The sequence below is a fragment of the Actinomycetospora cinnamomea genome (assembly GCF_003096675.1).
GTDB lineage: Bacteria > Actinomycetota > Actinomycetes > Mycobacteriales > Pseudonocardiaceae > Actinomycetospora > Actinomycetospora cinnamomea.
The window spans coordinates 1-23622 of the sequence record NZ_QEKW01000005.1 but is presented as its reverse complement, the minus strand read 5'-3'; the positions used below and the strand labels follow the sequence as shown (position 1 = coordinate 23622).

Annotated in this window: 23 protein-coding genes and 1 pseudogene; 14 read left to right on the top strand and 10 right to left on the bottom strand. The window is 75.4% G+C overall.

Annotated elements, in window-relative coordinates:
- Window positions 1–3 precede the first annotated feature (3 nt).
- Entirely contained in the window at window positions 4–1551 is a 1548-nt protein-coding gene (locus C8D89_RS11250) for a dynamin family protein (protein WP_116708230.1), read from the bottom strand.
- Entirely contained in the window at window positions 1548–2102 is a 555-nt protein-coding gene (locus C8D89_RS11245; RefSeq protein WP_207787176.1) for an RNA polymerase sigma factor, read from the bottom strand. Before C8D89_RS11245 ends, C8D89_RS11250 begins: the two co-directional genes overlap by 4 nt.
- A gap of 297 nt (window positions 2103–2399) precedes the next feature.
- Between C8D89_RS11245 and hrpA the strand changes: the two genes are divergently transcribed.
- The 7 genes from hrpA to C8D89_RS11210 all read left to right on the top strand — a co-directional run bounded on the left by hrpA (window position 2400) and on the right by C8D89_RS11210 (window position 10114).
- The gene (gene hrpA / locus C8D89_RS11240; RefSeq protein WP_243418029.1) at window positions 2400–6476 is read left to right on the top strand and encodes an ATP-dependent RNA helicase HrpA; all 4077 of its coding nucleotides are present in this window, start codon (window positions 2400–2402) and stop codon (window positions 6474–6476) included.
- A 140-nt stretch (window positions 6477–6616) separates the two neighbouring features.
- Entirely contained in the window at window positions 6617–7063 is a 447-nt protein-coding gene (locus C8D89_RS11235) for a phage holin family protein (RefSeq protein ID WP_116708228.1), read from the top strand.
- Window positions 7041–7418 (top strand): DUF3618 domain-containing protein, encoded by a 378-nt coding sequence (locus C8D89_RS11230; protein ID WP_116708227.1) that lies wholly within the window; start codon window positions 7041–7043, stop codon window positions 7416–7418. Before C8D89_RS11235 ends, C8D89_RS11230 begins: the two co-directional genes overlap by 23 nt.
- Window positions 7415–7756, top strand: a complete 342-nt coding sequence (locus tag C8D89_RS11225; protein WP_116708226.1) for a DUF4235 domain-containing protein — start codon at window positions 7415–7417, stop codon at window positions 7754–7756. Before C8D89_RS11230 ends, C8D89_RS11225 begins: the two co-directional genes overlap by 4 nt.
- Window positions 7757–7845: 89 nt before the next feature.
- Entirely contained in the window at window positions 7846–8847 is a 1002-nt protein-coding gene (glsA, locus tag C8D89_RS11220; RefSeq protein ID WP_116708225.1) for a glutaminase A, read from the top strand.
- 45 nt (window positions 8848–8892) lie between these two features.
- Window positions 8893–9921 carry a glutaminase A gene (gene glsA / locus C8D89_RS11215; RefSeq protein ID WP_116708502.1) on the top strand — a complete coding sequence of 343 codons (1029 nt, stop codon included), beginning with the start codon at window positions 8893–8895 and terminating at the stop codon, window positions 9919–9921.
- Between the two features lie 7 nt (window positions 9922–9928).
- The gene (locus tag C8D89_RS11210) at window positions 9929–10114 is read left to right on the top strand and encodes a DUF1707 SHOCT-like domain-containing protein (protein ID WP_116708224.1); all 186 of its coding nucleotides are present in this window, start codon (window positions 9929–9931) and stop codon (window positions 10112–10114) included.
- Here the strand turns inward: C8D89_RS11210 and C8D89_RS11205 are convergent.
- Together C8D89_RS11205 and C8D89_RS11200 are read right to left on the bottom strand one after the other, a co-directional pair.
- Entirely contained in the window at window positions 10083–11033 is a 951-nt protein-coding gene (locus tag C8D89_RS11205) for a slipin family protein (RefSeq protein WP_116708223.1), read from the bottom strand. The genes C8D89_RS11210 and C8D89_RS11205 overlap by 32 nt on opposite strands.
- Before the next feature lie 94 nt (window positions 11034–11127).
- Window positions 11128–11310, bottom strand: coding sequence for a PspC domain-containing protein (locus C8D89_RS11200; protein ID WP_116708222.1), 183 nt, complete (start codon window positions 11308–11310; stop codon window positions 11128–11130).
- 239 nt (window positions 11311–11549) lie between these two features.
- On the opposite strand from C8D89_RS11200, the gene C8D89_RS11195 reads away from it, so the two are divergent.
- The 7 genes from C8D89_RS11195 (at window position 11550) to C8D89_RS11165 (ending at window position 19180) form a co-directional block, all read left to right on the top strand.
- Window positions 11550–12734 carry an inositol-3-phosphate synthase gene (locus C8D89_RS11195; protein ID WP_243418028.1) on the top strand — a complete coding sequence of 395 codons (1185 nt, stop codon included), beginning with the start codon at window positions 11550–11552 and terminating at the stop codon, window positions 12732–12734.
- Window positions 12731–13675, top strand: coding sequence for an HD domain-containing protein (locus C8D89_RS11190; protein WP_243418027.1), 945 nt, complete (start codon window positions 12731–12733; stop codon window positions 13673–13675). The genes C8D89_RS11195 and C8D89_RS11190 overlap by 4 nt, the downstream gene beginning before the upstream one ends.
- 68 nt (window positions 13676–13743) lie before the next feature.
- The gene (locus C8D89_RS11185) at window positions 13744–14832 is read left to right on the top strand and encodes a class I SAM-dependent methyltransferase (protein ID WP_207787175.1); all 1089 of its coding nucleotides are present in this window, start codon (window positions 13744–13746) and stop codon (window positions 14830–14832) included.
- Window positions 14829–15827, top strand: a complete 999-nt coding sequence (locus tag C8D89_RS11180; protein WP_243418026.1) for a Gfo/Idh/MocA family protein — start codon at window positions 14829–14831, stop codon at window positions 15825–15827. Before C8D89_RS11185 ends, C8D89_RS11180 begins: the two co-directional genes overlap by 4 nt.
- Entirely contained in the window at window positions 15818–16663 is an 846-nt protein-coding gene (locus C8D89_RS11175; protein WP_116708220.1) for an MBL fold metallo-hydrolase, read from the top strand. The genes C8D89_RS11180 and C8D89_RS11175 overlap by 10 nt, the downstream gene beginning before the upstream one ends.
- Window positions 16660–18159, top strand: a complete 1500-nt coding sequence (locus tag C8D89_RS11170) for a YcaO-like family protein (protein WP_116708219.1) — start codon at window positions 16660–16662, stop codon at window positions 18157–18159. Before C8D89_RS11175 ends, C8D89_RS11170 begins: the two co-directional genes overlap by 4 nt.
- A gap of 139 nt (window positions 18160–18298) precedes the next feature.
- Window positions 18299–19180, top strand: a complete 882-nt coding sequence (locus C8D89_RS11165; RefSeq protein WP_133251878.1) for an IclR family transcriptional regulator — start codon at window positions 18299–18301, stop codon at window positions 19178–19180.
- On the opposite strand, the gene C8D89_RS11160 is transcribed toward C8D89_RS11165, so the two are convergent.
- The 6 genes and pseudogenes from C8D89_RS11160 to C8D89_RS11135 all read right to left on the bottom strand — a co-directional run.
- On the bottom strand, window positions 19161–21020 hold the full coding sequence (locus C8D89_RS11160) for a sigma-54-dependent Fis family transcriptional regulator (protein ID WP_116708217.1): 1860 nt from the start codon (window positions 21018–21020) through the stop codon (window positions 19161–19163). The two genes, C8D89_RS11165 and C8D89_RS11160, sit on opposite strands and share 20 nt — an antisense overlap.
- A gap of 141 nt (window positions 21021–21161) precedes the next feature.
- Window positions 21162–21695 (bottom strand): bifunctional nuclease family protein, encoded by a 534-nt coding sequence (locus tag C8D89_RS11155; protein ID WP_116708216.1) that lies wholly within the window; start codon window positions 21693–21695, stop codon window positions 21162–21164.
- Window positions 21696–21708: 13 nt separating this feature from the next.
- A complete protein-coding gene (locus tag C8D89_RS11150) occupies window positions 21709–21963 on the bottom strand; it encodes a hypothetical protein (protein WP_116708215.1) in 255 nt (84 codons plus the stop codon).
- Window positions 21964–22560, bottom strand: coding sequence for a hypothetical protein (locus C8D89_RS11145; protein WP_116708498.1), 597 nt, complete (start codon window positions 22558–22560; stop codon window positions 21964–21966).
- Complete coding sequence (locus C8D89_RS11140; RefSeq protein WP_116708214.1) at window positions 22557–23189, bottom strand: hypothetical protein; 633 nt, start codon at window positions 23187–23189, stop codon at window positions 22557–22559. The genes C8D89_RS11145 and C8D89_RS11140 overlap by 4 nt, the downstream gene beginning before the upstream one ends.
- A 28-nt stretch (window positions 23190–23217) precedes the next feature.
- Window positions 23218–23622: pseudogene (locus C8D89_RS11135) on the bottom strand (metal-sulfur cluster biosynthetic enzyme); the annotation flags it as partial.

Below are 23622 nucleotides of genomic sequence, written 5' to 3'. Positions count from 1 at the left end.
GGCTCACCGGCTCGGCGACCGAGCCTGCCAGGTCGGCAGGGTCGGCGCCGCTGGTCGGTCCGCGCCGTCCGGCCCCGCGAAGAGGATGTGCTCGCACAGCTCGCGGGCCGTGCGGGCGTGGCGCTGCAGCACCCGCGACGGGCGGGCCTCGAGGCGGCGCCACTGCGGGATCTGCGCGGCGGCCGCGGCGGCCACCGCCTCGGGGCCTGCGCCCGCGTCGAGGCCCAGCCGGCGCGCGTCGTCGGCGCCGGTGGCGAGGTCGCGCAGCCGCACGACGTCCTCGCCGGCGAGGCGCATCCGCCCGGCCTCGAGGTCGACCAGCGCGCCCGCGAGCTCCACCTGGCGCAGGGCGGGCTCGAGGCGCAGCCGGTCGAGGTCGGACTGCAGCGCGAGCAGGGCGCGGCGGTCGACCTCGTCGGGGGCGTCCCACCCGAGGTGCTCGAGCGCGGCGATGCCCGCGCTGGCCCGCAGCCGGTCGGCACCGCCGACGAACACGGTCTCGATCCGCTCGAGCACCGTGGCGATCCCGGAGCGCTGCGCGAAGCCCTCGAGCAGCGCCGGCGTGGAGCGGCGGCCCTCGTCGAGCAGCTCGAGGCCGACGCGGATGCCGTGCAGGCCGAGCAGCTCGAGCAGGCGCTCGCGGTCGCCGGCGTCGACGGGGGCCTCGGCCCAGCCACGGAACCGCTGCACCGTGCGCAGCTTCCGCGCCACCCCGCCGCGGTCGGCGGCGGCCAGCGCGCGCAGGGCCCGCGCGTCGGCCTCGGTGAAGTCCGGTCCGCGCGCCGTCTCGGCGAGCAGCCCGGCCACGGGCACGACGTCGGAGAGCACGGCCCGCAGCTCGCCGGCGTAGCGGTCGGCCACACGGCGGGCCGTCGGCCATGGGTCGTCCTCGCCCGAGAGGGTGTCGACGCGGCTGAGGACGCCGAGCATGTTCGCCGCCCCGAGCCGCAGGCCGCCCGCCCAGCCGCGGACCGCGTCGATGGCCTCGACGTCGCGCTCGCCCGGGTGCGGCATGAGGTAGACCACCGCGTCGGCGTCGCCCAGGGCCGCGAGCGAGTCGGGGTCGAGCCTCGACAGCGAGTCCATGCCCGGCGTGTCCACCAGCGTGTGCCGGGTCAGCGTGTCGTTGGGGGTCTCGACGGTGAGGTGGCCGATCCCCGCGGCGTCCTCGAGCGAGCCCGCCGAGGCGCCCACGCCCCCGCCCGCAGGGAGCGGCAGGACCCGCTCGGTGCCGTCGCGGCGGTGGACGCGGATCCGCGCCTGGTGGGAGTGCCGGAACCACGTCACCAGCCGCGTCGTCTCCGTCGCGCCGGTGGCGGCGAGCCGCTCCTGGAGCAGGGCGTTGACCAGCGTCGACTTCCCCGCGTTCATCCGGCCCCCGACCGCCACGCGGATGCGCGGCTCCCCGAGGCGGGTGATCAGCCCGTCGACGCGGTCGCGCAGCACGGGCGTGCGCAGCCGCTCGCGGGTGCGCGTGCAGACCTCGACGAGCCGCGAGGTGACGGGGCCGACGGGGCCGACGGGGCCGACGGGGCCGACGGGCGAGCTCATGCCGGCTGGACGGCCGGGCGCTCGGTGAGCAGCTCGACGAGGGCCCGGCGTCCGCGGGAGAGCTGCGACTTGACGGTGTCGACCGGGATGTCGCGCAGTTCCGCGATCTCGGAGTAGGACAGGTCGCAGAGCTCGCGCAGCACGACCACGGCCCGGTACTGCGGCGGCAGCTGGGCCAGCGCCCGGTCGACGTCCGTGCGGGCGACGACCGCGGCGTCGGCGCCGCGGGACGGGGTGGGCTCGGGCACCGTCTCGGACGGCTCGGGGGTGCGCTTGCGGCGGCGCACCTCGTCGATCGCGGCGTTGGTGGCGACCCGGTAGAGCCAGGTGCCGACCGCCGAGCGGCCGTCGAACTCCCCGAGCCGCCTCCAGGCAAGGATCATCGTCTCCTGCAGCGCCTCCTGGGCGTCCTGGTCGTGGGCCGTGATGCGCCGGCACACCGCGTAGAGCCGGGGACGGTGCCGCGTCATGAGCTCCGCGAAGGCCGCCTGGTCGCCGCCCGCGGCGAGCACCACGAGCTCGGTGTCCGGTCGCCCGCCTGCCACGCCCACGGTCCCTCCTCCCACCGGTCCCTCCTCCCACCATCGCCCGCCTCCGCGTCACCGGCGGTCACCACCGAGCCCACCAGCATGCGAGACGTTACGCAGCGTCCAACACTGCGACCACTCGACTCACTCTTTGAGCCTACTTCTAGCTTCGGTGCGTGACCAATGAGGGCGGGAACAGCGTTGCGGCTCCGTGCGCTGACAATGGAGGGTCGAGCCCGCCGGAGACCACCGTCCCGTCGTGGTCCCGCCGACGCGGGAGACCCGCGCTCCACACCGCTCGTCCGACAGGAGTCCGCCCTCGTGCCCGCCGCGACCGTCCGGGACACCGACCTCGCCGACCTCGGAACCCTCACGGCGCGCGTCGCCGCCCTCGGACCCGCCGACGAGCACCGCCTGCGGCGGCGCATCGCGGGCGCGGAGCGCATCGACGACGCCGAGCGGCGTGCCCGCACGCTGGCGACGATCGGCGGCGACGTCACCGAGGCCGAGGAGCGGCTGGCGCGGCGGCGGGCGTCGGTGCCGGCCGTCTCGTACCCGGCCGAGCTGCCGATCAGCGACCGCGTCGAGGAGATCCGGGCGGCACTGGAGACCCACCAGGTGGTGGTCGTCGCCGGGGAGACCGGTTCGGGGAAGACGACCCAGCTGCCGAAGATCGCGCTCGAGCTCGGGCGCGGCGTGCTCGGCACCATCGGTCACACCCAGCCGCGGCGCATCGCCGCGCGGACCGTCGCCGAGCGCGTGGCCGAGGAGCTGGGCACCACCGACAGCGACGTCGTCGGCTACCAGGTGCGCTTCACCAGCCGCGCGAGCGAGGACACGCTGGTCAAGCTCATGACCGACGGCATCCTGCTCGCCGAGATCCAGCAGGACCGGCTGCTGCGCCGCTACGACACGTTGATCATCGACGAGGCGCACGAGCGCAGCCTCAACATCGACTTCCTGCTCGGCTACCTCGCCCAGCTCCTGCCGCGCCGCCCCGACCTCAAGGTGGTCATCACGTCGGCGACGATCGATCCCGAGCGTTTCGCCGAGCACTTCCGGAGCCCCTCGGGCGAACCCGCTCCGATCGTCGAGGTCTCCGGCCGGATGTACCCCGTCGAGGTCCGCTACCGGCCGCTCGTCGACCCTGCTGCCGACCCGCCCTCCCAGCCCCGCGACCAGGTCGACGGGATCGTCGACGCGGTCGACGAGCTGCGCCGGGAGGGTCCGGAGGGGGACGTCCTCGTCTTCCTCTCCGGCGAGCGCGAGATCCGCGACGCGGCCGACGCGCTGCGCGAGCACGCCGAGCAGGCCCACGTGGAGGACCTCGACGTCCTGCCGCTCTACGCGCGCCTGTCCGCCGCCGAGCAGCACCGCGTCTTCGAACCCGCGTCGGGCGGGCGGCGACGGGTCGTGCTCGCCACCAACGTCGCCGAGACGTCGCTGACCGTCCCGGGCATCCGCTACGTGATCGATCCGGGCCTGGCGCGCATCTCGCGCTACTCGCGGCGCACGAAGGTGCAGCGCCTGCCCATCGAGCCGATCTCGCAGGCCTCGGCCACCCAGCGCGCCGGGCGCTGCGGTCGCGTCGCCGACGGCGTCTGCATCCGCCTCTACGCCGAGGACGACTTCGACGCCCGGCCCGAGTTCACCGACCCCGAGATCCAGCGCACCAACCTCGCCTCGGTGATCCTGCAGATGGCGGGCGCGAAGCTCGGGCCCGTCGAGGACTTCCCCTTCGTCGACCCGCCCGACCGGCTCGCGGTCCGCGACGGCGTGCGCCTGCTCACCGAGCTCGGCGCGCTCGTCGGCGGCGACGCCACGCGCCTGTCGGACACCGGCCGCCGGCTCGCGCGCCTGCCGGTCGACCCTCGCATCGGGCGGATGGTGCTGGCGGCCGAGGAGCTGGGCTGCCTGCACGAGGTCACCGTGATCGCGGCCGGGCTCTCGGCGCAGGACCCCAGGGAGCGGCCAGGCGGGAGGAGTTCCCCAGGAGGAGAAGGCGCAGCGGCCGACGCGGCGCACGCGCGCTTCACCGACCCGCGCTCGGACTTCCTGTCCTGGGTGCACCTGTGGGAGCACGTGCGGTCCGGCCGGCGCGAGCTCTCGTCGAACCGGTTCCGCAAGCGCTGCCAGGCCGAGTTCCTGAACTTCCTGCGCATCCGCGAGTGGCAGGACCTCGCCGCGCAGCTGCGCCAGCTCACCGATGAGCTGGGCCTGACGCGGAACGAGCCTTCCGACGAGGTCTCCAAGGATCTGGCCGACCGCGTCCACCAGGCGCTGCTCACCGGGCTGCTCTCGCAGATCGGACTGGCGCAGGAGCCGCCGAAGGACCCGAGGACCGGCAAGCCGCGGCGCCGGGCGCTCATCGAGTACGAGGGCTCGCGCGGCGCCCGGTTCGCGATCTGGCCCGGCTCGACGGTGGCGAAGCGGCCGCCGACGATGGTCATGGCCGCCGAGCTCGTCGAGACCTCGCGGCTGTGGGCGCGCACCGTCGCCGGCGTCGACCCGGCGTGGGTCGAGCGTGCGGCCGGCGACCTCGTCACCCGCACGTACTCCGAACCGCGCTGGTCGAAGCGTCGCGGCACCGCCGTCGCCTCCGAACGGGTGTCGCTGTTCGGGGTGCCGCTGGCGATGGACCGCACCGTCGACTACCACCGGGTCGACCGCGAGGTCGCCCGCGACCTGTTCCTCCGGCACGCGCTGGTGCAGGGCGAGTGGACCACCCGCCACGCCTTCGTCACGCGCAACCGTGAGCGCCTCGAGCAGGTCGAGGAGATGGAGCGCCGCGCCCGCCGCGAGCTCGCCGTCGACGACGAGACGATCCTCGCGTTCTACGACGCGCGGGTGCCCTCCGACGTCGTCTCGGTGCGGCACTTCGACCGGTGGTGGCAGAAGGCCCAGCGGCGCGACCCGCACCTGCTCGACCTCGACCCCGCCGCGCTGCTGGCCGGGGAGGCCCCGAGCGCCGAGCAGTTCCCCGACACCTGGACCTCGGGCGGGCTGACGCTGCCGCTGTCCTACGCCTTCGAGCCGGGCGCCGAGACCGACGGCGTGACGGTCACCGTGCCGCTCGCGGTGCTGGGGCAGGTGCGTGCCGAGGACCTCGCGTGGCAGGTGCCCGGCCTGCGCGAGGAGATGCTCACCGCGCTGGTCCGCGCGCTGCCCAAGACCCTGCGCCGCTCGCTGGTGCCGGCGCCGGACACCGCCCGCGCGCTGCTCGCCCGCCTCGCCCACGACGGGCGCCCGCGCGGCGACGAGCCGCTGCTGCCGGCGCTGTCCGAGGCGGTCAGGCGCCTCTCCGGGCTCGACGTGCCCGTCGAGGCGTGGAACGTCGCGAGCCTGCCGACGCACCTGCGGCTGACGTTCCGGGTGGTGGGCGACGACGACGGGGTGATCGCCGAGGGCCCGGACCTGGGCGCGCTGCGCCGCCGGCACGCCGACGCGACCCGCGCCGCGGTCGCGAAGGTCGCCGACGGCGTCGAGCGGCGCGGGCTGACGTCGTTCGCCGAGGTGGGCACGCTGCCCCGGACGCGCGAGCAGCAGCGCCCGGGCGGCACCGTCACCGCCCACCTCGCGCTCGTCGACCGCGGGTCGTCGGTGGACGTGCGGGTGTTCGACTCCCCGCTCGAGGCCCGCGACGCGATGCGCGCCGGCACCCGGCGGCTGCTGCGCCTCGCCGTGCCGTCGCCGGCGAAGTCGCTGGTGCGCTCGCTGGACAACACCGCGGTGCTGCGGTTGCGCGGCGCCATGACCGCGGGCGGCTACCGGGACGTGACCGCGCTCGCCGAGGACTGCGTGGACGCCGCCGTCGACGCGCTCGTGGCCACGGGCGGCGGCCCGGCGTGGGACCCGGAGGCGTTCGAGGCCCTGCGCGCCCACGTCGCGGCGCGGCTGCCGGCAGCCGCGGCCGAGGTGCTCTCGCGCGCCGAGACCGTGCTCGCCGAGGCGGGACGGGTCGAGCTCGCCCTCGGCGAGGTCGCCGCGCGGCCGGGCGGCCTGCTCACCGACGCCGTCGACGACGTCCGCGGCCAGCTGCACACCCTGGTCGGCGACCGTTTCGTCGCGCGCACCCCGGTCGCGCGGCTGCCCGACGTCGCCCGCTACCTGCGCGCGGCGCAGAAGCGGCTGGAGAAGCTCCCGACCGCGCCGCGCCGGGACGCCGAGGCCACCGCGGTGGTGCACCGGGTCGAGGCGGCCTACCGCGAGCAGCGCACGCGGGCGGCGGCCGAGCCGCGCACCTTCGACCGCGACGCCTTCGACGCGGTCGGCTGGATGCTCCAGGAGCTGCGGGTCAGCGCGTTCGCCCAGGAGGTCGGCACGGCCGGCCCGGTCTCCGAGCAGCGGATCACGAAGGCGTTGGCCGGGCTCCGGGCGCCGGCCGGGGGACGGGCGTAACGCTCCGGGGCGTCGGGCACCCTGCCCCGTCGCTGCCGACCTCGACGCGTCCCGGCTCGACCCCGGCGGTGGGTCGGGCGGCTCGTCGCAGCCGTCGCGGGCGAGCGTCCGCAGGAGCACCGTCCTCCAGGAGTGAGCTGATGAGCAACCACGCCCCCGACCGATCCTCGCCGCCGTCGGGCCCACCGGCCGACGCGTCGGTGGGCGAGCTGATGACCCGGCTCTCCGAGCAGACGTCACGGCTGGTCCGCGACGAGCTCGCGCTGGCCCAGGTCGAGCTCAAGGACAGCGCCCGGCAGGCGGGGAAGGGCGCCGGGCTGCTCAGCGGGGCCGGCGTGCTCGCCCTGTTCGGGTTCGGTGCCGCGATCGCCACCGCGATCATCGCCCTCGCCCTGGTGCTGCCCCTGTGGGCGTCCGCGCTGATCGTGACCGCGGCGCTGTTCGTCGCCGCGGGCGTGGCAGGTCTCCTCGGCAAGAAGGAGGTCCAGCAGGTCTCGCCCACCCCCCAGCGGACCATCGACAACGTCTCCCGCGACGTGGAACAGGTACAGGAGGCCCGTCACCGTGAGCACACCCGACCGTCCTGAGCGCCCTACGGGGGCCCGCCCCGCGCCTCCCGGCCCCGACGCCGGAGCCGAGGAGCTGGTCGCGGACATCGAGGCCACCCGCGCCGAGCTGGGCGACACCGTCGACGCGCTCACCCAGAAGCTCGACGTGAAGGCCCAGGCCCGCGACTCGGTCGAGGACGCCCGGCAGCGCGCCGCCGCCCAGGCCCGTCTTGCCCAGGCCCGCGGCATCGAGGTGTACGCGCAGGTCAAGGACGCCGCCCTCGACGACCACGGCAACCTCACCCCGCAGGCCCGCGCCATCGCCATCAAGGTCGCCGGCGGGTTCGTCGCGCTCGTGGTCACCCGGGCGATCTGGAGGAAAGTGCGCCGATGACACAGCAGACCAAGCAGGCCCAGCAGGCCCAGAGGGGCCGGCACGACACGGGACCGACCAGCACCAGCGCGAAGGTCCTCTACCGTCCGGTCGGGATGGTGGCCTCGCTGCTCGGTGGCCTGATCGCCAACATGATCTTCACGAAGATCTGGCAGCGGGTCGCTCCCCACCCGGCGCCACCCGAACCCCCCGACGCCCTGGACAGCGGCACCGACCTCAAGACGATCCTGCTCGCCGCGGGCCTGCAGGGAGCCATCTTCGCGGTGGTGAGGGTCGTCATCGACCGCGCCGGCGCCCTGGCGTTCGAGCGGTGGAGCGGGGAGTGGCCCGGCAACTGAGCCCGGCACGACCCTCGTCGTCCGGACGCTGACGAGGATCCGAGCCCCGTCACGCACAACCGATCCGCCGGGATGGACAATCCGCGCTCGTGGTGAGCGACGCGGAGGAGGCCCTGGTCCAGGAGCAGCTCGAGCAGCTGCACGACCATCACGCCGACCAGCACGACGAGGACATCGTCTCGATCGCGCTGCCCGCCGCCCAGGACGAGGAGGACATCTTCGGCCTGGCCGGCACCGCGGTCGACGGCACCCAGTGGACCGTCGGCGACTGCGAGCACCGCTTCCCGTTGCAGTCCATCTCGAAGGTCGTCACCTACGCGCTCGCCCTCGAGGACAACGGGCGGGAGACGACGCTGCGCCACGTCGGCGTCGAGCCCTCGGGCGACCCTTTCAACGCCATCGCCTTCGACGACGAGCACCAGCGCCCGCACAACCCGATGATCAACGCGGGCGCCCTCGTCGCCGCGTACCTCGTGCACGGCGACACGCTCGACGAGAAGGTCGGCCGGATCCTGGCGCGGCTGCGCGCGTTCACCGGCGTGCCCGACCTCGTCGTGGATACCGACCTCCTCGCCGACCAGCTGGCCTCGGCCGACCGCAACCTCGCGATCAGCTACCTCATGCGCTCGCTCGGCATGATCACCGGCGACATCGAGGACAACCTCGCGGTGTACCTGTCGATGTGCTCGGTGCGGGTCACCACCTGCGAGCTCTCGGTGCTCGGCGCGACCCTGGCGAACGGCGGGGTCAACCCGCTGACCGGCGAGCGGGCCCTCGACGCCGGGCACGTCCGCGACGTCGTCAGCGTGATGATGACCTGCGGCATGTACGACGCCGTCGGCGAGTGGACCACCGACGTCGGCATCCCCGCCAAGAGCGGCGTGTCCGGCGGGATCGTCGCCGTCATGCCGGGCCGCCTCGGGCTCGCGACGTTCTCGCCGGGCCTCGACGCCCACGGCAACTCGGTGCGCGGCCAGGCGGTGTTCCGCGAGCTGTCCGACCGTTACGGGCTGCACATGTTCGCCACCCCCGACCAGACCCGCTTCGGGCGCCTCGGCCGCACCGGAGGGCCCCGGTTGACGCGGGCCTGACGGCGGGACTCCCCCACGGCGGGTGGCCACGGCAGAATGCCGATCATGGTCGACAAGGAGGAGGAGGCGCTCGTCCGGCGGCAGCTCGACGAGCTCCACGCGAAGTACCGGACGTTCGGCGAGGACCAGGTCGTCGGCTACTACCCACCGGACGCGCCGGACGACGAGCGGCACCACTTCGGGCTCGCCGGGACCAACGTCGACGGCACGCAGTGGCAGGCCGGCGACTGCTCGGTGCGCTTCCCGCTGCACTCGGTGTCCAAGGTCTTCACCTACGGGCTCGCGCTGGAGGACAACGGCACGGCGGAGGTCCTGCGCCGCGTCGGCGTCGAGCCCTCCGGCGACCCCTTCAACTCGATCACCTTCGACGAGGCGAACCACCGGCCCCACAACCCGATGATCAATGCGGGCGCGCTGGTGGCGGCGAACCTCGTCGCGGGCCGGGACGTCGACGAGAAGGTCGACCGCATCCTCGCGTGCTACCGCGCGTACTCCGGCAACCCGGAACTGGCCGTCGACCAGCGGATCCTGCGCCAGCAGCTGCGCAGCAACGACCGCAACCTCGGGCTCTGCTACATCATGCGCTCGCTCGGCATGATCGACGGCGACATCGACGAGGTCGTCGAGACCTACCTGTCCGCGTGCTCGATCACGGTGAACGCCGCCGACCTCAGCGTCATGGGCGCCACGCTCGCGAACGGCGGGGTCAACCCGCTCACCGGGGAGCGGGCCGTCGCGCGCGAGCACGTGCGCGACATCGTCAGCGTCATGATGACCTGCGGGATGTACGACGCGGCGGGTCAATGGGCCAGCGAGGTCGGCATCCCGGCCAAGAGCGGCGTGTCCGGCGACATCGTCTTCGTGCTGCCCCGGTACTTCGGGTTCGGCGTGTACTCCCCCGGCCTGGACGTGCACGGCAACTCGGTGCGCGGGGTGGCCCTGTGCCGCGAGATGTCGGCCGTCTTCGGCCTGCACGTGTTCGCCGACCCGCAGGACGCCATCCTCGGCCGGCTCGCCCAGCCCACGCCCGCGGGAGACGCAGCGGAGCCGAGCTCGACCCCGACCCGGGCATGATGGGGTCGTGCAGCGCGACGTACGGGCCTCGGACTCCGAGCGCGAGCTCACCGTGGAACGGTTGCAGCGGGCCGTCGGCAACGGCCGGCTGAGCGTCGAGGAATTCGACCAACGGGTCGCCGCGGCCTACGCCGCGACGACCCGTGGCGAGCTCTCCGACCTCACCCGCGACCTGCCCGGTCACCTCTGGTGACCGGCTCGTCCGCCTCGTCGTCCGTGAACGGCTCGGCGCCGTCGCGGGCGAGCGGCTCGGCGGCCGCCTCGATCGCGCGACGCGCGGCCTCGGGGTCGGTCGCTGCACCCTGACCCGTGCCCTGACCGGTCACGCCCGGCGTGCTCGCGGTCCCCGTCGCCGTCCCGGTCGCGTTCTCGAAGAAGCGCAGCAGCTCCACCGGCATCGGCATGACCAGCGTGGAGTTCTTGTCCGACGCCACGTCGGAGACGGTCTGCAGCAGGCGCAGCTGCAGCGCCCCGGGGGCGGCGCTCATGCGCTCGGAGGCCTGGGTGAGCTTCTCCGACGCCTCGAGCTCGCCCTCGGCCGAGATCACGCGGGCCCGCCGATCGCGCTCGGCCTCGGCCTGGCGCGACATCGAGCGCCGCATGCCCTCGGGCAGCGCGATGTCCTTGATCTCCACGCGGTCGATGCTCACGCCCCAGTCCTCGGTCGGCGCGTCGATGACCGCCTTGAGCTCGCTGTTGATCGCCTCGCGATCGGACAGCAGCGTGTCCAGGTCGGCGCGGCCGATGACCGACCGCAGCGACGTCTGGGCGACCTGGGACGTGGCGCGCAGGTAGTCGTCCACGTTGATCACCGCGCGGACGGGGTCGTCGACGCGGAAGTAGACGACGGCGTCGACTCCGATCGTCACGTTGTCCTTCGTGATCGCGTTCTGGGACGGCACGTCGAGGACGGTGGTCTGGATCGGCACCTTCCGCATCCGGTCGACGAACGGGATGATCACCCGCAGCCCGGGCTGGCGCACGGCGGGCAGCAGCCGGCCGAAGCGCAGCACGATCCCGCGCTGGTACTGCTGGACGGCGTGGATCGCGGATCCCCCCGTGATCAGCGCCAGGAGCCCGATCACGACGAGGACGATCAGGAACGCTTCCATGTCCGACTCCTCTCGGTGAGTCGGTGTCCACCATCCTCGCCGTGCCTGATCGGCGCCTGGTGGGCACCTGACCGGGAGCTGAGAGCGGGCTGAATCACCACGCCTTCGGCATGATCACCCACAGCGCGATGTAGATCACGAACTGCGGGCCCGGCAGCAGGCACGACAGCACGAACAGCAGGCGCACGACCCCGGCCGACATCCCGAAGCGCTCCGCCAGTCCCGCGCACACACCCGCGATCACCTTGTTGTGCTGTGGCCTGGTCAGCGTGGCCATGACGCCTCCGTTCCGTGTGCCCCGGGCCGTTCCCGGGGTCCTCGCTCCCGACACTCCCCCAACGTCCGGCCGGCGGCTTCCGTGCCCGACCCCGGCGTTTCCCGGGGTGCCCCTCGGGACCCCGAGCACCGGGCGGGCCGCACCGCTCGTCGCCGAATCACCGTTTCGACCGCGCACGACCGTTGGTACCTCGGCGGGGGTCCGATCGGACCTGGAGGCTCAGGGTCGAGGAGGACCGCGTGGCCGGAGCAGCACGCACGGGAGTGGCCATCGTCGGGCTCGGTGGCGCGGTCGCCACCACCGCGGTGGCGGGCGTCGAGATGATGAAGCTCGGCGCCATGGGGCGGGACGGTCTGCCCTTCGCCGACGCCGAGGGCCTGGTGCCCTACACGTCGATGGTGTTCGCCGGTTGGGACGTCGACGGCGACGACCTCGCCAAGGCCGCCCACGGGCACCGCGTGCTCGACCCGCGGCAGATCGAGGTCGTTGGCCCGGCGCTCGCCGGCATCGAGCCGTGGCCCGCCGTCGCCGACCCCGAGTACTGCCGCAACGCCCGCGGCAACAACCTCGTCGCCGTCGCCGCGCTGCGCGACCGGGTCGCCCACATCGCCGAGGACCTGCGGCGGTTCCGCGTCGAGCAGGACCTCGATCACCTCGTCGTCGTGAACCTGGCCTCCACCGAGCGCTGGCCGAACCTGACGCTGCCGGCCCTGGCCACGGTCGAGGGTTTCGAGAAGGCCCTGGACGTCGACGACGCCGCGATCACCCCGGGCATGGTCTACGCCTACGCGGCGATCACCGAGGGCTGCCCGTACATCAACTTCACACCGAGCGCGGCGGCCGACGTGCCCGCCCTGCAGGAGCTCGCGGTGGCGCGCGGCGTCCCGGTCGCCGGCAAGGACGGCAAGACCGGCCAGACGATGATGAAGACCGTGCTGGCGCCGGCGTTCCGCTCGCGTGCCCTGACCGTCGACGGCTGGTACTCCACCAACATCCTCGGCAACCGCGACGGCGAGATCCTCGACGACCCGGCGTCGCTGTCCAGCAAGGTCAACACCAAGGGCTCGGTGCTCGACGACATCCTCGGCTACAAGGTCGACGACCACGTCGTGCGGATCGACTACTACCGCCCACGCGGCGACGAGAAGGAGGCCTGGGACAACATCGACCTGGTCGGCTTCCTCGGCCAGAAGATGCAGGTCAAGGTCGACTTCATGTGCCGCGACTCGGTGCTCGCCGCGCCGCTGGTGCTCGAGCTCGTCCGGCTCGTCGTCGAGGCGCAGCGCCGCGGCGAGGGCGGCGCCCAGGAGCAGCTGGGCTACTTCTTCAAGGCACCGGTGACCCGCGACGGCTCGCGTCCCGAGCACGCCCTGCACGTGCAGGAGAAGGTGCTGCGGGAGTGGATCGGCGCGGGCGCCCCGTGACAGCCGGGGCGTCGAGCGGCGTCCTGCCCGCGCCGTCGGGACCCTCGGGGCGCTACGCCGCGGTCCCGGGCCTGCTGCGCGAGGTCGGCGACCTCAAGCGGGTCCGGACCGCGGACGCCGAGGACTCGATGGCCGCCCGGGCGTTCGTCCGCGCGTGGGCGGCCCTCGTCGAGGGGGCCGACCCCGTGTCGGTCGCCGACGCCGAGACCGCGGCGGCCGTGGCCGGCGCCCGGCTGGCGGGGATCGACGCCGGCGTCCTGGCGCTCGCGGGCCTGACCGCCGACGAGGCCCGCGCCGTGCGGGACCGGGCGATCGACGAGGTCGCCGCGGGCGTGCTGCACCCGACGACGCTGGAGCGCCTGCACGCCGCGCCCGACCCGGGGACGACGGCCACCGTGCCGCCGGCGTTCGTCGGCGCGCTGTGCCGCCAGCCGCGTGCCGGGGCGACGGCGCCCGGCCGCCCGCGGCTGATCATCGAACCGCCCGAGGACCACGGCGAGCACTGCTGGGCGGTCGCGGTGTACGGGGCGTTGCTGGCCGAGGACCACGGCGCCGACCGGGGCGAGGCGTTCCTGCTCGGGCTGGCCCACCACCTGCACAACGCCGCCATGCCCGACGCCGGGTTCGCCGGCGAGATGCTGCTGGGCGAGCACCTCGAGGCCGTCGTGGACCGGCTGGCCGAGCGGGAGCTGGCGACGCTGCCGGGCCCGCTCGCCGACCGGGTCCGCGGCCTGCTCGCGGCGCGTGCGGACGCCCACACCCCGCTGGGCGCGACGTTCCACGCCGCGGACGTGCTCGACCGCGTCCTGCAGGTGCACCACCACGCCCGCGCGGCCGCGTTCACGGCCCGCGAGGCGCTGGTCGACCTCGAGCTCGTGCACGCCTCGCCGGTCCAGGCGCACCAGAACGCCGTCCTCGACGCGGCGGGGCTGCTGCCGTGAGCGCGCCGCGTGCCGCGAACGGGGAGTTCGCGCGCATAGAAGCAGCGAACCGCGCGTTCGCTGCCGCCGTGCGGAGCCCGGAGAACGGGGCCGCGCTGCGCGCCGACACCCCGCACAGCCTCACCGACGGCACGACGCGGTGGCCGGTGTTCGCGGGCGTCCCGTACCTGCGGGCGGGGCGGGACGCGGTGCGGGACGCCGCGCTCACCGCCCTCGACGACGGTCGGGAGCGGGACGCCGCGGCCGTACTGCTCGCCGACAACGACGACTGGTGGGACGAGCCCCCGCCGCCGGCCGAGCAGCTGCGCGCCGTCCTCGACGCCACGACGCTGCGGGAGGCCGTGGCCGGGCTCGGCCTCGGTCGGGTGGGCGACTACTTCCTGCACCGCGACCACGACCCGTCGGGCCTCGCGGTGCTCGCCCTCACCGCCGCGCACCCGCCGGCCGGGCGCCCGGTGCTCGACCTCGCGTGCGGGGCCGGGCACCTGCTGCGCCGCCTCGCGCAGGCCCACGAGGGACCCCTGACCGGCATCGACGTCGTCTTCGCCAAGCTCTGGCTCGCCCGCCGGTTCGTCGTCGGCGACGACGTCGCCCTCGTCTGCGCCGACCTCGGCCACCCGTGGCCGGTGTCGCCGGCCGGGGACGCCTACGTGGCCGTGCACGACGTCCTCTACTTCCTCGACGACCCTGCCGCCGTGCTCGCCACGGCCGCGGAGCACGCCGGGGCGGGCGGGGCCGTCGTCGCCGCGCACTGCCACACCACGGGCCGGCCCGGTCACCCGCGCCCGCCCGAGGGCTGGGCCGCACTGCTGCCCGGGGCGAGCACGTACGGCGAGGAGGAGCTGACCTCGGCCACCCTGGAGCGTCGCCTGCCCCGGTCCGCCGACACCGGGGATCTCGGCGACACCGAGGCCGTGGCGCTGGCCCGCGACGAGGGCGCCGCCGTGCCCGAGCCCGGGTTCCTCGACCCCGCGCCGGGCGCCGACCTGCGTCCCAACCCGCTCTACGCCGACGGCGAGCGGCGCTGGCCCAACCCCGTGTGGGGCGAGGAGTACGGGCCGCGCGCGTCGACCTACCTGCCCCGGCGCTGGCCCGACCCGCTGCCCGGCGACGCGGTCGCCCGCCGTCTGCTCGTCGACCTGCCGGAGCCGTGGTGACCGGCTGGGGGGTCGTCGGCGCCGGGTGGGTGGCGCGCGACTTCGTCCTGCCCGCGGTCACCGCCGACCCGTCCGCCCACCTGGTCGGCGTCCACGACCGCGACCCGGCGGCGCTGGAGGGGCTCGCGCCGGCGTTCGGCGACCTCGACGCCCTGCTCGCCGCCCCGGGCCTCGACGCGGTGTACGTCGCCACGCCCAACCACGCGCACGCGCCCGTCGTCGCGGCGGTCGCGGCCGCCGGCATCCCGGTGCTGTGCGAGAAGCCGCTGGCCCACGACGTGGCGACCGCGAAGGAGATGGTGGCGGCGGCCTCCGGGCTGCTCGCCGGCACCGCGTTCGACCAGCGCTTCCACCCCGCGCACGAGGCGATCGCCGCGATGGTCGCCGGCGGCGAGCTGGGCGTCGTGACGACCGTGCGGATCGTCTACGGGTGCTGGCTGCCACCGGACTGGGCGACGCCGACCGGCGGGCGGGACAACTGGCGCGTGGATCCGGCGCGCGCCGGCGGCGGCGCGATGATCGACCTCGCCCCCCACGGCGTCGACCTCACCGGCCGGATCCTCGGCGAGGACCTCGTCGACCTCGTGGCGCTGACCGCTACCCGGGTGCACCACTACGTCGGGACGGCGGCCGACGCCGTGCGGCCCGACGATGGCGCGGTGCTGGCCGGCCGCACGGCGAGCGGCACGTTGCTGACACAGCACGTCAGCTTCTCCACCGCGGACCCGCTGCCCCGCCGGCGTCTCGAGGTCGTCGGGACCCGCGCCCAGGCCGTCGCCGAGGACACCCTCGGCCAGGACCCCGGCGGCCGGCTCACGCGGATCGACGCCGTGACCGGGGTGGCCGAACCCGTCGCGTTCGACGCCGAAGCCGGCCCCTTCTCCCGCCAGCTCGCCGCGTTCGGTGCCGCGGTGCGCGGCGAGACGGCCTGGCCCTACCCGCTCGAGCGCGACCTCGCCCTGCACGCCCTGCTGATGGAGGCGGCATGCCCCTGAGCGCCTGGACCTGCACCAACTGCGGTCACTGGCAGCGCTGGTTCGCGGCGCCGCCGCAGTGCCCGGTGTGTGTCGACGTGCGCAACGCCCTGCCCTCCGACGGGTGGGAGTTCCGCGCGTTCGACGACCTCGCCGTCGGCCGCGAGGCCCGGTGGGAGGAGGTGACGCCCGGCGTCACCGGGTTCTGGTGCGAGCCGCAGGTCGGGCTGGGCACCTGTGGCTGGGTGATCGAGACCGGGCCCCCGGGGGGTGGCACGAGCCTGGTCGGCTGGGAGGCCGCGGGGCTCTACCCGCCGGCGGCGATCGAGGAGCTGCGCCGCCGCGGCGGGCTCGCGGCCCTGGCGTCGAGCCACGTGCACGGGTACGGCGCGCTCTTCCAGCTGCAGGACGAGCTGGACCCGCCGGTGGTGGCGATCGGGGTCCGCGACCTGGAGTGGACCAAGGCCTTCCGGGTCACGTGGCCGCTCGACGACCGCCACGAGTTCGCGCCCGGGCTCGTCGCCCACCGCACGGGCGGCCACTTCGACGGCCACATGGTGCTGCACGACGAGCGCCGCGGGATCCTCTTCTGCGGCGACATGCTCAAGGCGAGCTTCGACGCCGACGGCCGGCCCGTCGGTCTGTCGGCGCACAAGGCGTTCCACGCGCAGATCCCGCTGTCGCACCAGGAGATCCGTGACGCCTACGCGGTGATCGAGCGGCTCGACTTCGAGGCCGTGGCCACGCCGTTCGAGTACGCGGCGGGGATCTCCACCAAGCAGGTCATCGCGCTCTACGACCGGCTGCTCTCCGCCCAGCCGCTGGCCGGCCCGATCCCGCTGGAGGAGCTCTCGTGACCGGGTCGTCGGCCGACGGGACCCACGACCGCGTCACCGCGGACCTCGACGCGGCGCTGCCGCCCGGGGAGGTGGGCGACCACGAGGTCCACGGCGCCGACCGCACGGGCGTCGCGGTGGTGAGCGCCGACTACGCCGACCCGTCCGGGCGGTGGCCGCGCAGCGCCGCCTTCGGTTACGGCTTCTCCGCGTCGCGGGCCCGCGTCGCCGCCCACGCCGAGCTGGCCGAGGAGATGCTGCTCTCGCGGCGCCTGCGCGAGCTGGAGCCGGTGCGCGGGTCGTACACCGACCTGCGCGCGGCCCGCGGCGACGACCGCGTCGCCGACCCCGTGTCCCTCGTGCTGCCCGCGGGCACCGCCTACGACCCCGACCGGCCGCGCTGGTGGCTGCCCACCACGCGGTGGCGCACGGGCGAGGAGGTGCTGGTCCCCGCCGAGTTCGCCGCTCCGTACCCGGTGGACATCGACTGGCAGCCCGCCGACGAGCGGCTGATCACCGTCATCACCAACGGCTGCGGGGCGGGCGACACCGTCGAGCGCGCCGTCGGGCACGGGCTGGGCGAGCTGCTGCAGCGCGACGGCAACACCACGGCGTTCCGCGCCATGGACCGCGGCATCGTCATCGACACCGCCGGGGTGAGCGACCCGGAGACGTGTCGCCTGCTCGACCACCTCGCCGACGTCGGCGTCACGGTGACGGCCAAGCTCGCCTCGACCGACTTCGGCGTCACCGTCCTGCACGTCGTCGGCCACGACACCGACCCGGAGGACGCCCCGCACCCGATCGCGGTGACGGCGTGCGGGGAGGCCGCGCACGCCGACCGGGAGGCCGCGCTGCAGAAGGCGCTGCTGGAGTTCTGCGCGGCGCGGGTCCGCAAGCTCGTGGCCCACGCCGACCTGGACGCCGTGCGGCCGCTGATGGACGCGGACTACTGGGAACGCGAGCTCGCCCGGCCCCCGCACGCCGAGGAGCGCCGGGCGTTCGAGGCGATGGCCGACTGGGTCGGGCGCACCGCCACCGAGCTGCGCGACCTGCTGGCCCCGACCGTGCTGTCGCACCGTGGGACGGTGGCGTTCACCGACCTCCCGCACACCCCCGGGCTGGACGACCCGGGCGCCGTCCTCGACGACCTGCTGGCCCGTCTCGACGGCTTCGACGTGCTCACGGTCGTCGCGGACACGGGCGCGGCGGCCGCGGTCAAGGTGATCGTGCCGGGGCTCGAGGCCGAGACGATGTCCTACGGGCGGATCGGCGCGCGGGGAGTCGAGCGGCTCCTGGCCCGCGGCAGCACGCTGGCCGGCCTCGGCGAGCCGCCGCACGCCGGCGCGGCCCCCGTCGCGTTGACCGCCGAGGGCCGCGAGCGCCTGGGCGGATCCGCGTGGCTCGACCGCGCGGCCGTCGACCGCACCGTCGGCGAGCTCTACCCGCTCTACCGCGAGCCCGGCCGCCACGCGCTCGCCCGCGCCGACGCCGGCGAGCCCGTCGACCTCCGCTGACTGGGAAGCTCGTGGGGCCGGTCCGCGGTGGTCCCCTACGTGCGTGATCTTCTGAGCTATAGGTCAGAAGATCACGCACGTGGGTGGCCGTCCCACATTGAGACAGGCGTCATACCCCGGACGCCCTACGTTCGGGGACGTGGACGACGACGGAGTGGTGACGGGTGGGGGCTCGCGGTCGCTCAAGACCGCGGCGACGGTCCTGCGCGCGCTGCGCCTGCTCGGCGACCACCCCGGCGGCCTGTGCGCCGCCGACCTCGCCGAGTACCTCGGGAAGAGCGCCGCCACCGCCCGCTACATGATCAACACCATGTGCGACGCCGGCTACGCCGAGCGGGACGGCTCGGGACGCTGTCGCCTCACCGACGCCCCGCCGTGGGGCGCGTGGGGCACCACCGAGCCCGCGAGCCCGGTGCCCGGCGACCCCGACCCGGGCGCCGTGCTGGCCGAGGCCGCCACCGAGCTGTACCGGCGCACGCGCCAGCGCGCCTACCTCGTACGACGCACCGGCACCGTGGTCGCGTCGGTCACCGACACCCGCGGCCACCAGGGGCTGGCCAAGCTCCCGGGCCTGGGCCAGCACATCCCGCCGCACCACGCGCACGCCCTCGCGCTGACCAAGGTGCTGCTCGCCACCTCGCCGGTGTACCGGGAGGCGGTGGAGGGCGAGCCGCTCGCCCGGCTGACCCCGGCCACCATCACCGACACCGAGGCGCTGCGTCGCGAGCTCGAGGGCGTGCTCCGCGACGGTGTGGCGGTCGACCGCGAGGAGTACGCCGAGGGCTTCGCCACCGTCGCCGCCCCCGTGGTCGCCCCGTCGGGCACCTCGACGGTGGCGATCGGCGTGTCCTGCTCGGCGCGCCGGCTGGCCGCCGACGGCGACGAGCTCCTCGCGACCGTCCGCGCGGTGGCGGAGCGGGCGACCGTCCAGTGGGCCGGCGAGCTCGCGGCCCGCCCGGTGCCCCCGGTGCCCGACGCGCCGGTCGGGCGGGACGACCTCGTCAGCGGCCCACGTCGGTGATCCCGAAGGCCCGCAGCCGGCGGTAGAGCGTCGCCCGGCCCATCCCGAGGGCCGCCGCGGCCGCCGAGCGGTTGCCGCCCGCCTCGAGCAGGGCCGAGACGATCAGGTCGCGCTCCGCGGCCTCCAGCGGGGTCAGCCGGCGCCGGGTGCCGTGCACCGCGAACTCCGCGGGCAGGTCGGACGGCTCGATGTCGCCGGCCGGCCGCGCGGCCAGCGCCCGGCGCAGCACGTCGGCGAGCTGGGTGACGTTGCCTGGCCAGCGGGCGCCGGCGAGCAGCGCGGTGGTCTCGGCGGTGCACCGCGCACGTCGCGCCGGGGCGAGCCGCGCGAGCAGCGCGGCGGCGAGCAGCGGGACGTCGTCCGGGCGCCGGCGCAACGGCTCGATCACCACCGACGTCGCGAACCCGGACAGCACGGCACCGACGGGGCCGTCCTCCGGCGCGCGCTCGCCGCTGACGAGCCCCACCACCCACCACGTCGACGGGACCTCCCCGAGCAGCGCGGTGAGCGCCCCCGCCCCGGCGGCGTCGAGCGCCTCGGCGTGCCGGACGACCACGGTGGCCGGCCCCGGACCGCCCGCGCCCGCCGGCCCGGCGGGTCCGGCGCGCCCGTGGGTCCCCGACGCCTCCGCGGCGTAGCCGGCGAGCACCACGGCCGCGTCGGGGTCGGCGCCGTCGACGGTGATCCACCGCGCCGTCGGCCGCACCTCGCCGTGCACCGCGCGGACCGCGACGGTCTTGCCGGTGCCCGGCTCGCCCACCACGACGGTGCTGCGCCCCGACCCCGCGGCCGCGCGGAGCCCGGCCGCCGCGGTCCGCCACGGGCGCGAGGTGCCGGCGAGCCCGGGGAGCGGACGGTCCTGGGCCGGCGGTTCGTGGCCGCCCGCGGGCACGGACAGCAGCGCCGGGGGCGCGTCGTCCCCGCCCGCGAGCCGCAGGCTGCTGCGGCTGCGCACGACCTCGACGACCACCCCCGCGGGGCGCCCGGCCGGCACGGGCGTGATCATCAGGCGCGCCGGCCCGTCGGCGAGCAGCACCCGGTCCTGCCGTGGCCGGGCGGGGTGACCGCGCTCGACGGCCCGGACGGCGATGCGCTCCTGGTCCGCGCCCGAGAGCACCCGGGCCGCCCGGTTGGCCATGACCAGATCGTCGGTCAGGGCGAACACCGGCCCGCGGCTGCGCCCGCACGTGGACCGGAACGCCGCCATCAACCGGCGCAGCCCGGCGCCGCCGCGTTCGCGCAGCACGTCCTCGATGTCGGTGGCCGCCTGCTGGGCCAGGAAGCGCATGAGGTCGTTGGCCTCGGCGCGCAGGCACGTGACGTCGAGGATGCCGGCGAGCCCGCCGTCGGGGCCGCGGACCGGCGCGCCGGCGCAGGCGAACCCCTGGAGCCGCTCGCTGAAGTGCTCCGCGCCGACGACGAGGGCCGGCATGGCCCCCTCCAGCGCCGTGCCGACGCCGTTGGTGCCCGCGAACTCCTCGGCGTAGCTGAACCCGGGCGCGAGCGAGATCGCGTCGAGCCGGCGCTGCAGCTCACCCTCGCCGACGCGCCGCTCGAGCACGCGCCCGTCGGCGTCGGTGAGCACGACCGCGACCGACATCCCCGAGAGGCGCTCGGCGAGGTCGTCGAGCACCGGGCGCGCGCAGTTGGCGAGGCTCCCGTCGAAGTCGAGGTCGGGCTCGTAGGGCAACGCCAGCTGGGTGGCGTCCACACCGGCGCGCCGGGATCGCTCCCAGGAGTCGACGATCTCGGGCCGGACCACGCTGCGGGCGTCCACCGCACCGCGGTCGACGAAGTGCTCGCGGGCGCGGCCGAGGTCGCTCTCGGCGCGTCGGTCCATGGGCCACCTCGCCATCTGCGCCCACACCGGAGTGATGCGCAACACGACATGGTACGGCCGGACGGGGCCTCGGAGGAGACCTGCGACTGTCTCGGATCGAGACGACGTCGCAGGTCAGGACCGTCCGACGTTCCGTGCTGGTCAGCCGGGACCGCGCTCCCCGCCGTCCGCGCCCGGTGCCCCGAAGTCCTGCGCCGTCGCCCCCTCGAGGAACTCCCGCATCCGCTCGACCTCCTCGGCGGCCTCGCGTGCCGGCTCGGACCGGTCGCCGCCGAGCTCGGCGAACGACTGGCCGACCGCGTCGAGCACCGCGTCCGCGACCTCGAGGCGCAGCCCCTCCCGCACGCCGACGGCCAGGACGTCGCTGGGCCGGCCGGGCAGGCGCGCGCCGTCGTCGAGGACGAGCTCGGCGCGGAACCGGTCGTCGACGAGCTCCGTGATCGCCGCCCGCTCGAGCCGCCGCCCGACCAGGGCCGCCAGGTCCGCGACGAGGTCCTGGGTCATCCGCCCGTCCTCGTCCCCGTCGTCCGTGCGGGCCCCGCGGTCGATGACCTCGGCCTGCGGGGCACGCACCGACACCACGACGCAGCGATCGCCCCCCGTCTCGACGAGCAGCGCCAACGGCTCCCGGGTCATGCGGTGCACCGCGAGCCGTGCGAACCGGACCTCCGCCACCGTGGCTCCCCCCTCATCGGTCCCGCGACGACGTCGACTCGTCGGCCTCGAAGGCCTCCCGCAGCGCGGCGAGGTCGTTGCGCACGCGCTCGGCGTCCTGGCCCTCACCCCACGAGGGGTCGCCCGGGGTGATCCCGAGCGCCTCGAGCAGCTGGGACGCGGCGGCCGACGGGTCGCCGGACTCCCCGAGCACGGGGTGCAGGCCCTGCTCCGCGAGGTGACGGAAGACGACGTTGACGACCGTCCACGGGTTGTACTTCTCGATCACCTACTCGCTCCCCTCGGTCAGCTCCACCTCGTCCAGCGTCTCCAGCTCCGCCGGGCTCAACGTGCGGGCGCCCTCCAGCACCGTCGCCTGGTGCTCGCCGATGCGGGCGTCGACGAGCTGGCTGAGCTGGTAGGCGATGGCCCCGGTCTGGTGCACGGAGATCGTGTCCGGCAGCGCCTGGCGGGTCGAGGTGATCGCCACGCCCTGCGGCGTCCCGTCGGACACGGCCACACCGACCTCGAAGGTCTCGCGCGGGTTCACGGCCGGGTCGGCGTAGTGCTTCTTGATCTGGCGGACCATCTTGTGCCAGGCCAGCACCTCGCCCTCGAGCTCGAGGCCCTCGACGTCGGCCTCGGTCAGGCCCATCCCGCGGCCGCCGGGCGCGAAGCACCGGGAGTACGACAGCAGCGCGGTGGTCCACAGCGACTCGACGACCACCGGGTCCGGCTCGGGGACGCTCAGCTGCGTCACGAGGCGCTCGCAGCACAGCAGCACGGTCTGCAGGTCGTCGAAGATCGCGGCGAGGTCGGCCAGCGCGGCGGCGGCCGGGGACGCGATGCGCCGGACGGTGCGCGGGGTCTCGCTGGGAGCGGTCATGCGCACATCTCCTCTCGGGGGGCACGGGGCGCGGCGATGCCGCCGCGCCGCGGGCCGTCGGGGGACGGACGGTCCTCGTCGAGCACCTCGTCGAGGACGGCGTCGAGCAGGGCGACGAGCACGACGTCGCGCTGGGGTGTGCACGGCGGCCCGGCGACGGCGAGGACGGCCCACAGCGCCGCGACGAGATCGTCGAGCGCGGCGAGCCCGCAGGCCACGACGGCCCACCGCGGGAGCCGGCGCGCCAGCCCGCGGGGCACCGCCGCACCCCACACCCGCCGGGCCCGGCGGGCGCGGGCGAGGCGCCGGGTCGCCACCGGGTCGCCCGGACGCAGCGCGAGCACCGTCCCGGCGGCCACGGCGACCAGTCGCCACGTCAGCGCCGGGTCGTCGCTGTCGGCCAGCGTCAGGGCCTCCGCCCGGCGCAGGAGCGCCCGGCGGCCGTCGGTCGAGCAGCGGTCGTTGACCTGGGTGGCCAGCGCCGCCACGGCGGGATGGGTGCACCGCGGCCAGGCCCGGAAGGGCTCGCCCGCGAGCACCGAGACGTGCTCCATGAGGCAGCGCCCGGCGCCCGCGTCCTCGTGGTTGCCGGGGTCGAGCCGTACCGGCTCGGACGGCACGGGCGCCATGGCGCGCCCCTCCTCTCGGCGGGCTGCTCTACAGCCCGTAGCGGGCCGCGAGCTGGCCGCGGCAGATGCTGGTGTTCGCGTCGACGCCCACCTGGTAGCTGCGCGCCTTGCGCAGGTGCAGCGGCAGCGCGTCGATCCCGACGGCACGGCCTGCCGCGTCGACCACCAGCGGGGCGTCGTCGTCGGCCGGGATCCCGAGCTCGCGACGCCGGGCGCGCAACCGGGTCAGGTCCTCGCTCGCCGGCGCGTCGGCCAGCGTCATGCCGACCAGCTGCTCCGGCGTCGTCCCCGCCCGCACGAGCGGCCGGACGACGAGGTCGGTGCCGGCCAGCATCGCCCGCTCGGTGAACGTGCGCCGCAGGTCGTGGAGCTCGGAGACCGCCTCGCCCACCTCGCTGCCGGCCATCGAGCTCACGAAACCCGCCCGCGCCGC

What these genes read in the sequence shown, in the direction of transcription:
- C8D89_RS11250 (WP_116708230.1), bottom strand. Translation starts at nt 1,551, where the DNA reads ATGAGCTCGCCCGTCGGCCCCGTCGGCCCCGTCGGCCCCGTCGGCCCC.
- C8D89_RS11235 (WP_116708228.1), top strand. Translation starts at nt 6,617, where the DNA reads ATGAGCAACCACGCCCCCGACCGATCCTCGCCGCCGTCGGGCCCACCG.
- C8D89_RS11225 (WP_116708226.1), top strand. Translation starts at nt 7,415, where the DNA reads ATGACACAGCAGACCAAGCAGGCCCAGCAGGCCCAGAGGGGCCGGCAC.
- glsA (WP_116708502.1), top strand. Translation starts at nt 8,893, where the DNA reads ATGGTCGACAAGGAGGAGGAGGCGCTCGTCCGGCGGCAGCTCGACGAG.
- C8D89_RS11205 (WP_116708223.1), bottom strand. Translation starts at nt 11,033, where the DNA reads ATGGAAGCGTTCCTGATCGTCCTCGTCGTGATCGGGCTCCTGGCGCTG.
- C8D89_RS11200 (WP_116708222.1), bottom strand. Translation starts at nt 11,310, where the DNA reads ATGGCCACGCTGACCAGGCCACAGCACAACAAGGTGATCGCGGGTGTG.
- C8D89_RS11175 (WP_116708220.1), top strand. Translation starts at nt 15,818, where the DNA reads ATGCCCCTGAGCGCCTGGACCTGCACCAACTGCGGTCACTGGCAGCGC.
- C8D89_RS11160 (WP_116708217.1), bottom strand. Translation starts at nt 21,020, where the DNA reads ATGGACCGACGCGCCGAGAGCGACCTCGGCCGCGCCCGCGAGCACTTC.
- C8D89_RS11145 (WP_116708498.1), bottom strand. Translation starts at nt 22,560, where the DNA reads ATGACCGCTCCCAGCGAGACCCCGCGCACCGTCCGGCGCATCGCGTCC.
- C8D89_RS11140 (WP_116708214.1), bottom strand. Translation starts at nt 23,189, where the DNA reads ATGGCGCCCGTGCCGTCCGAGCCGGTACGGCTCGACCCCGGCAACCAC.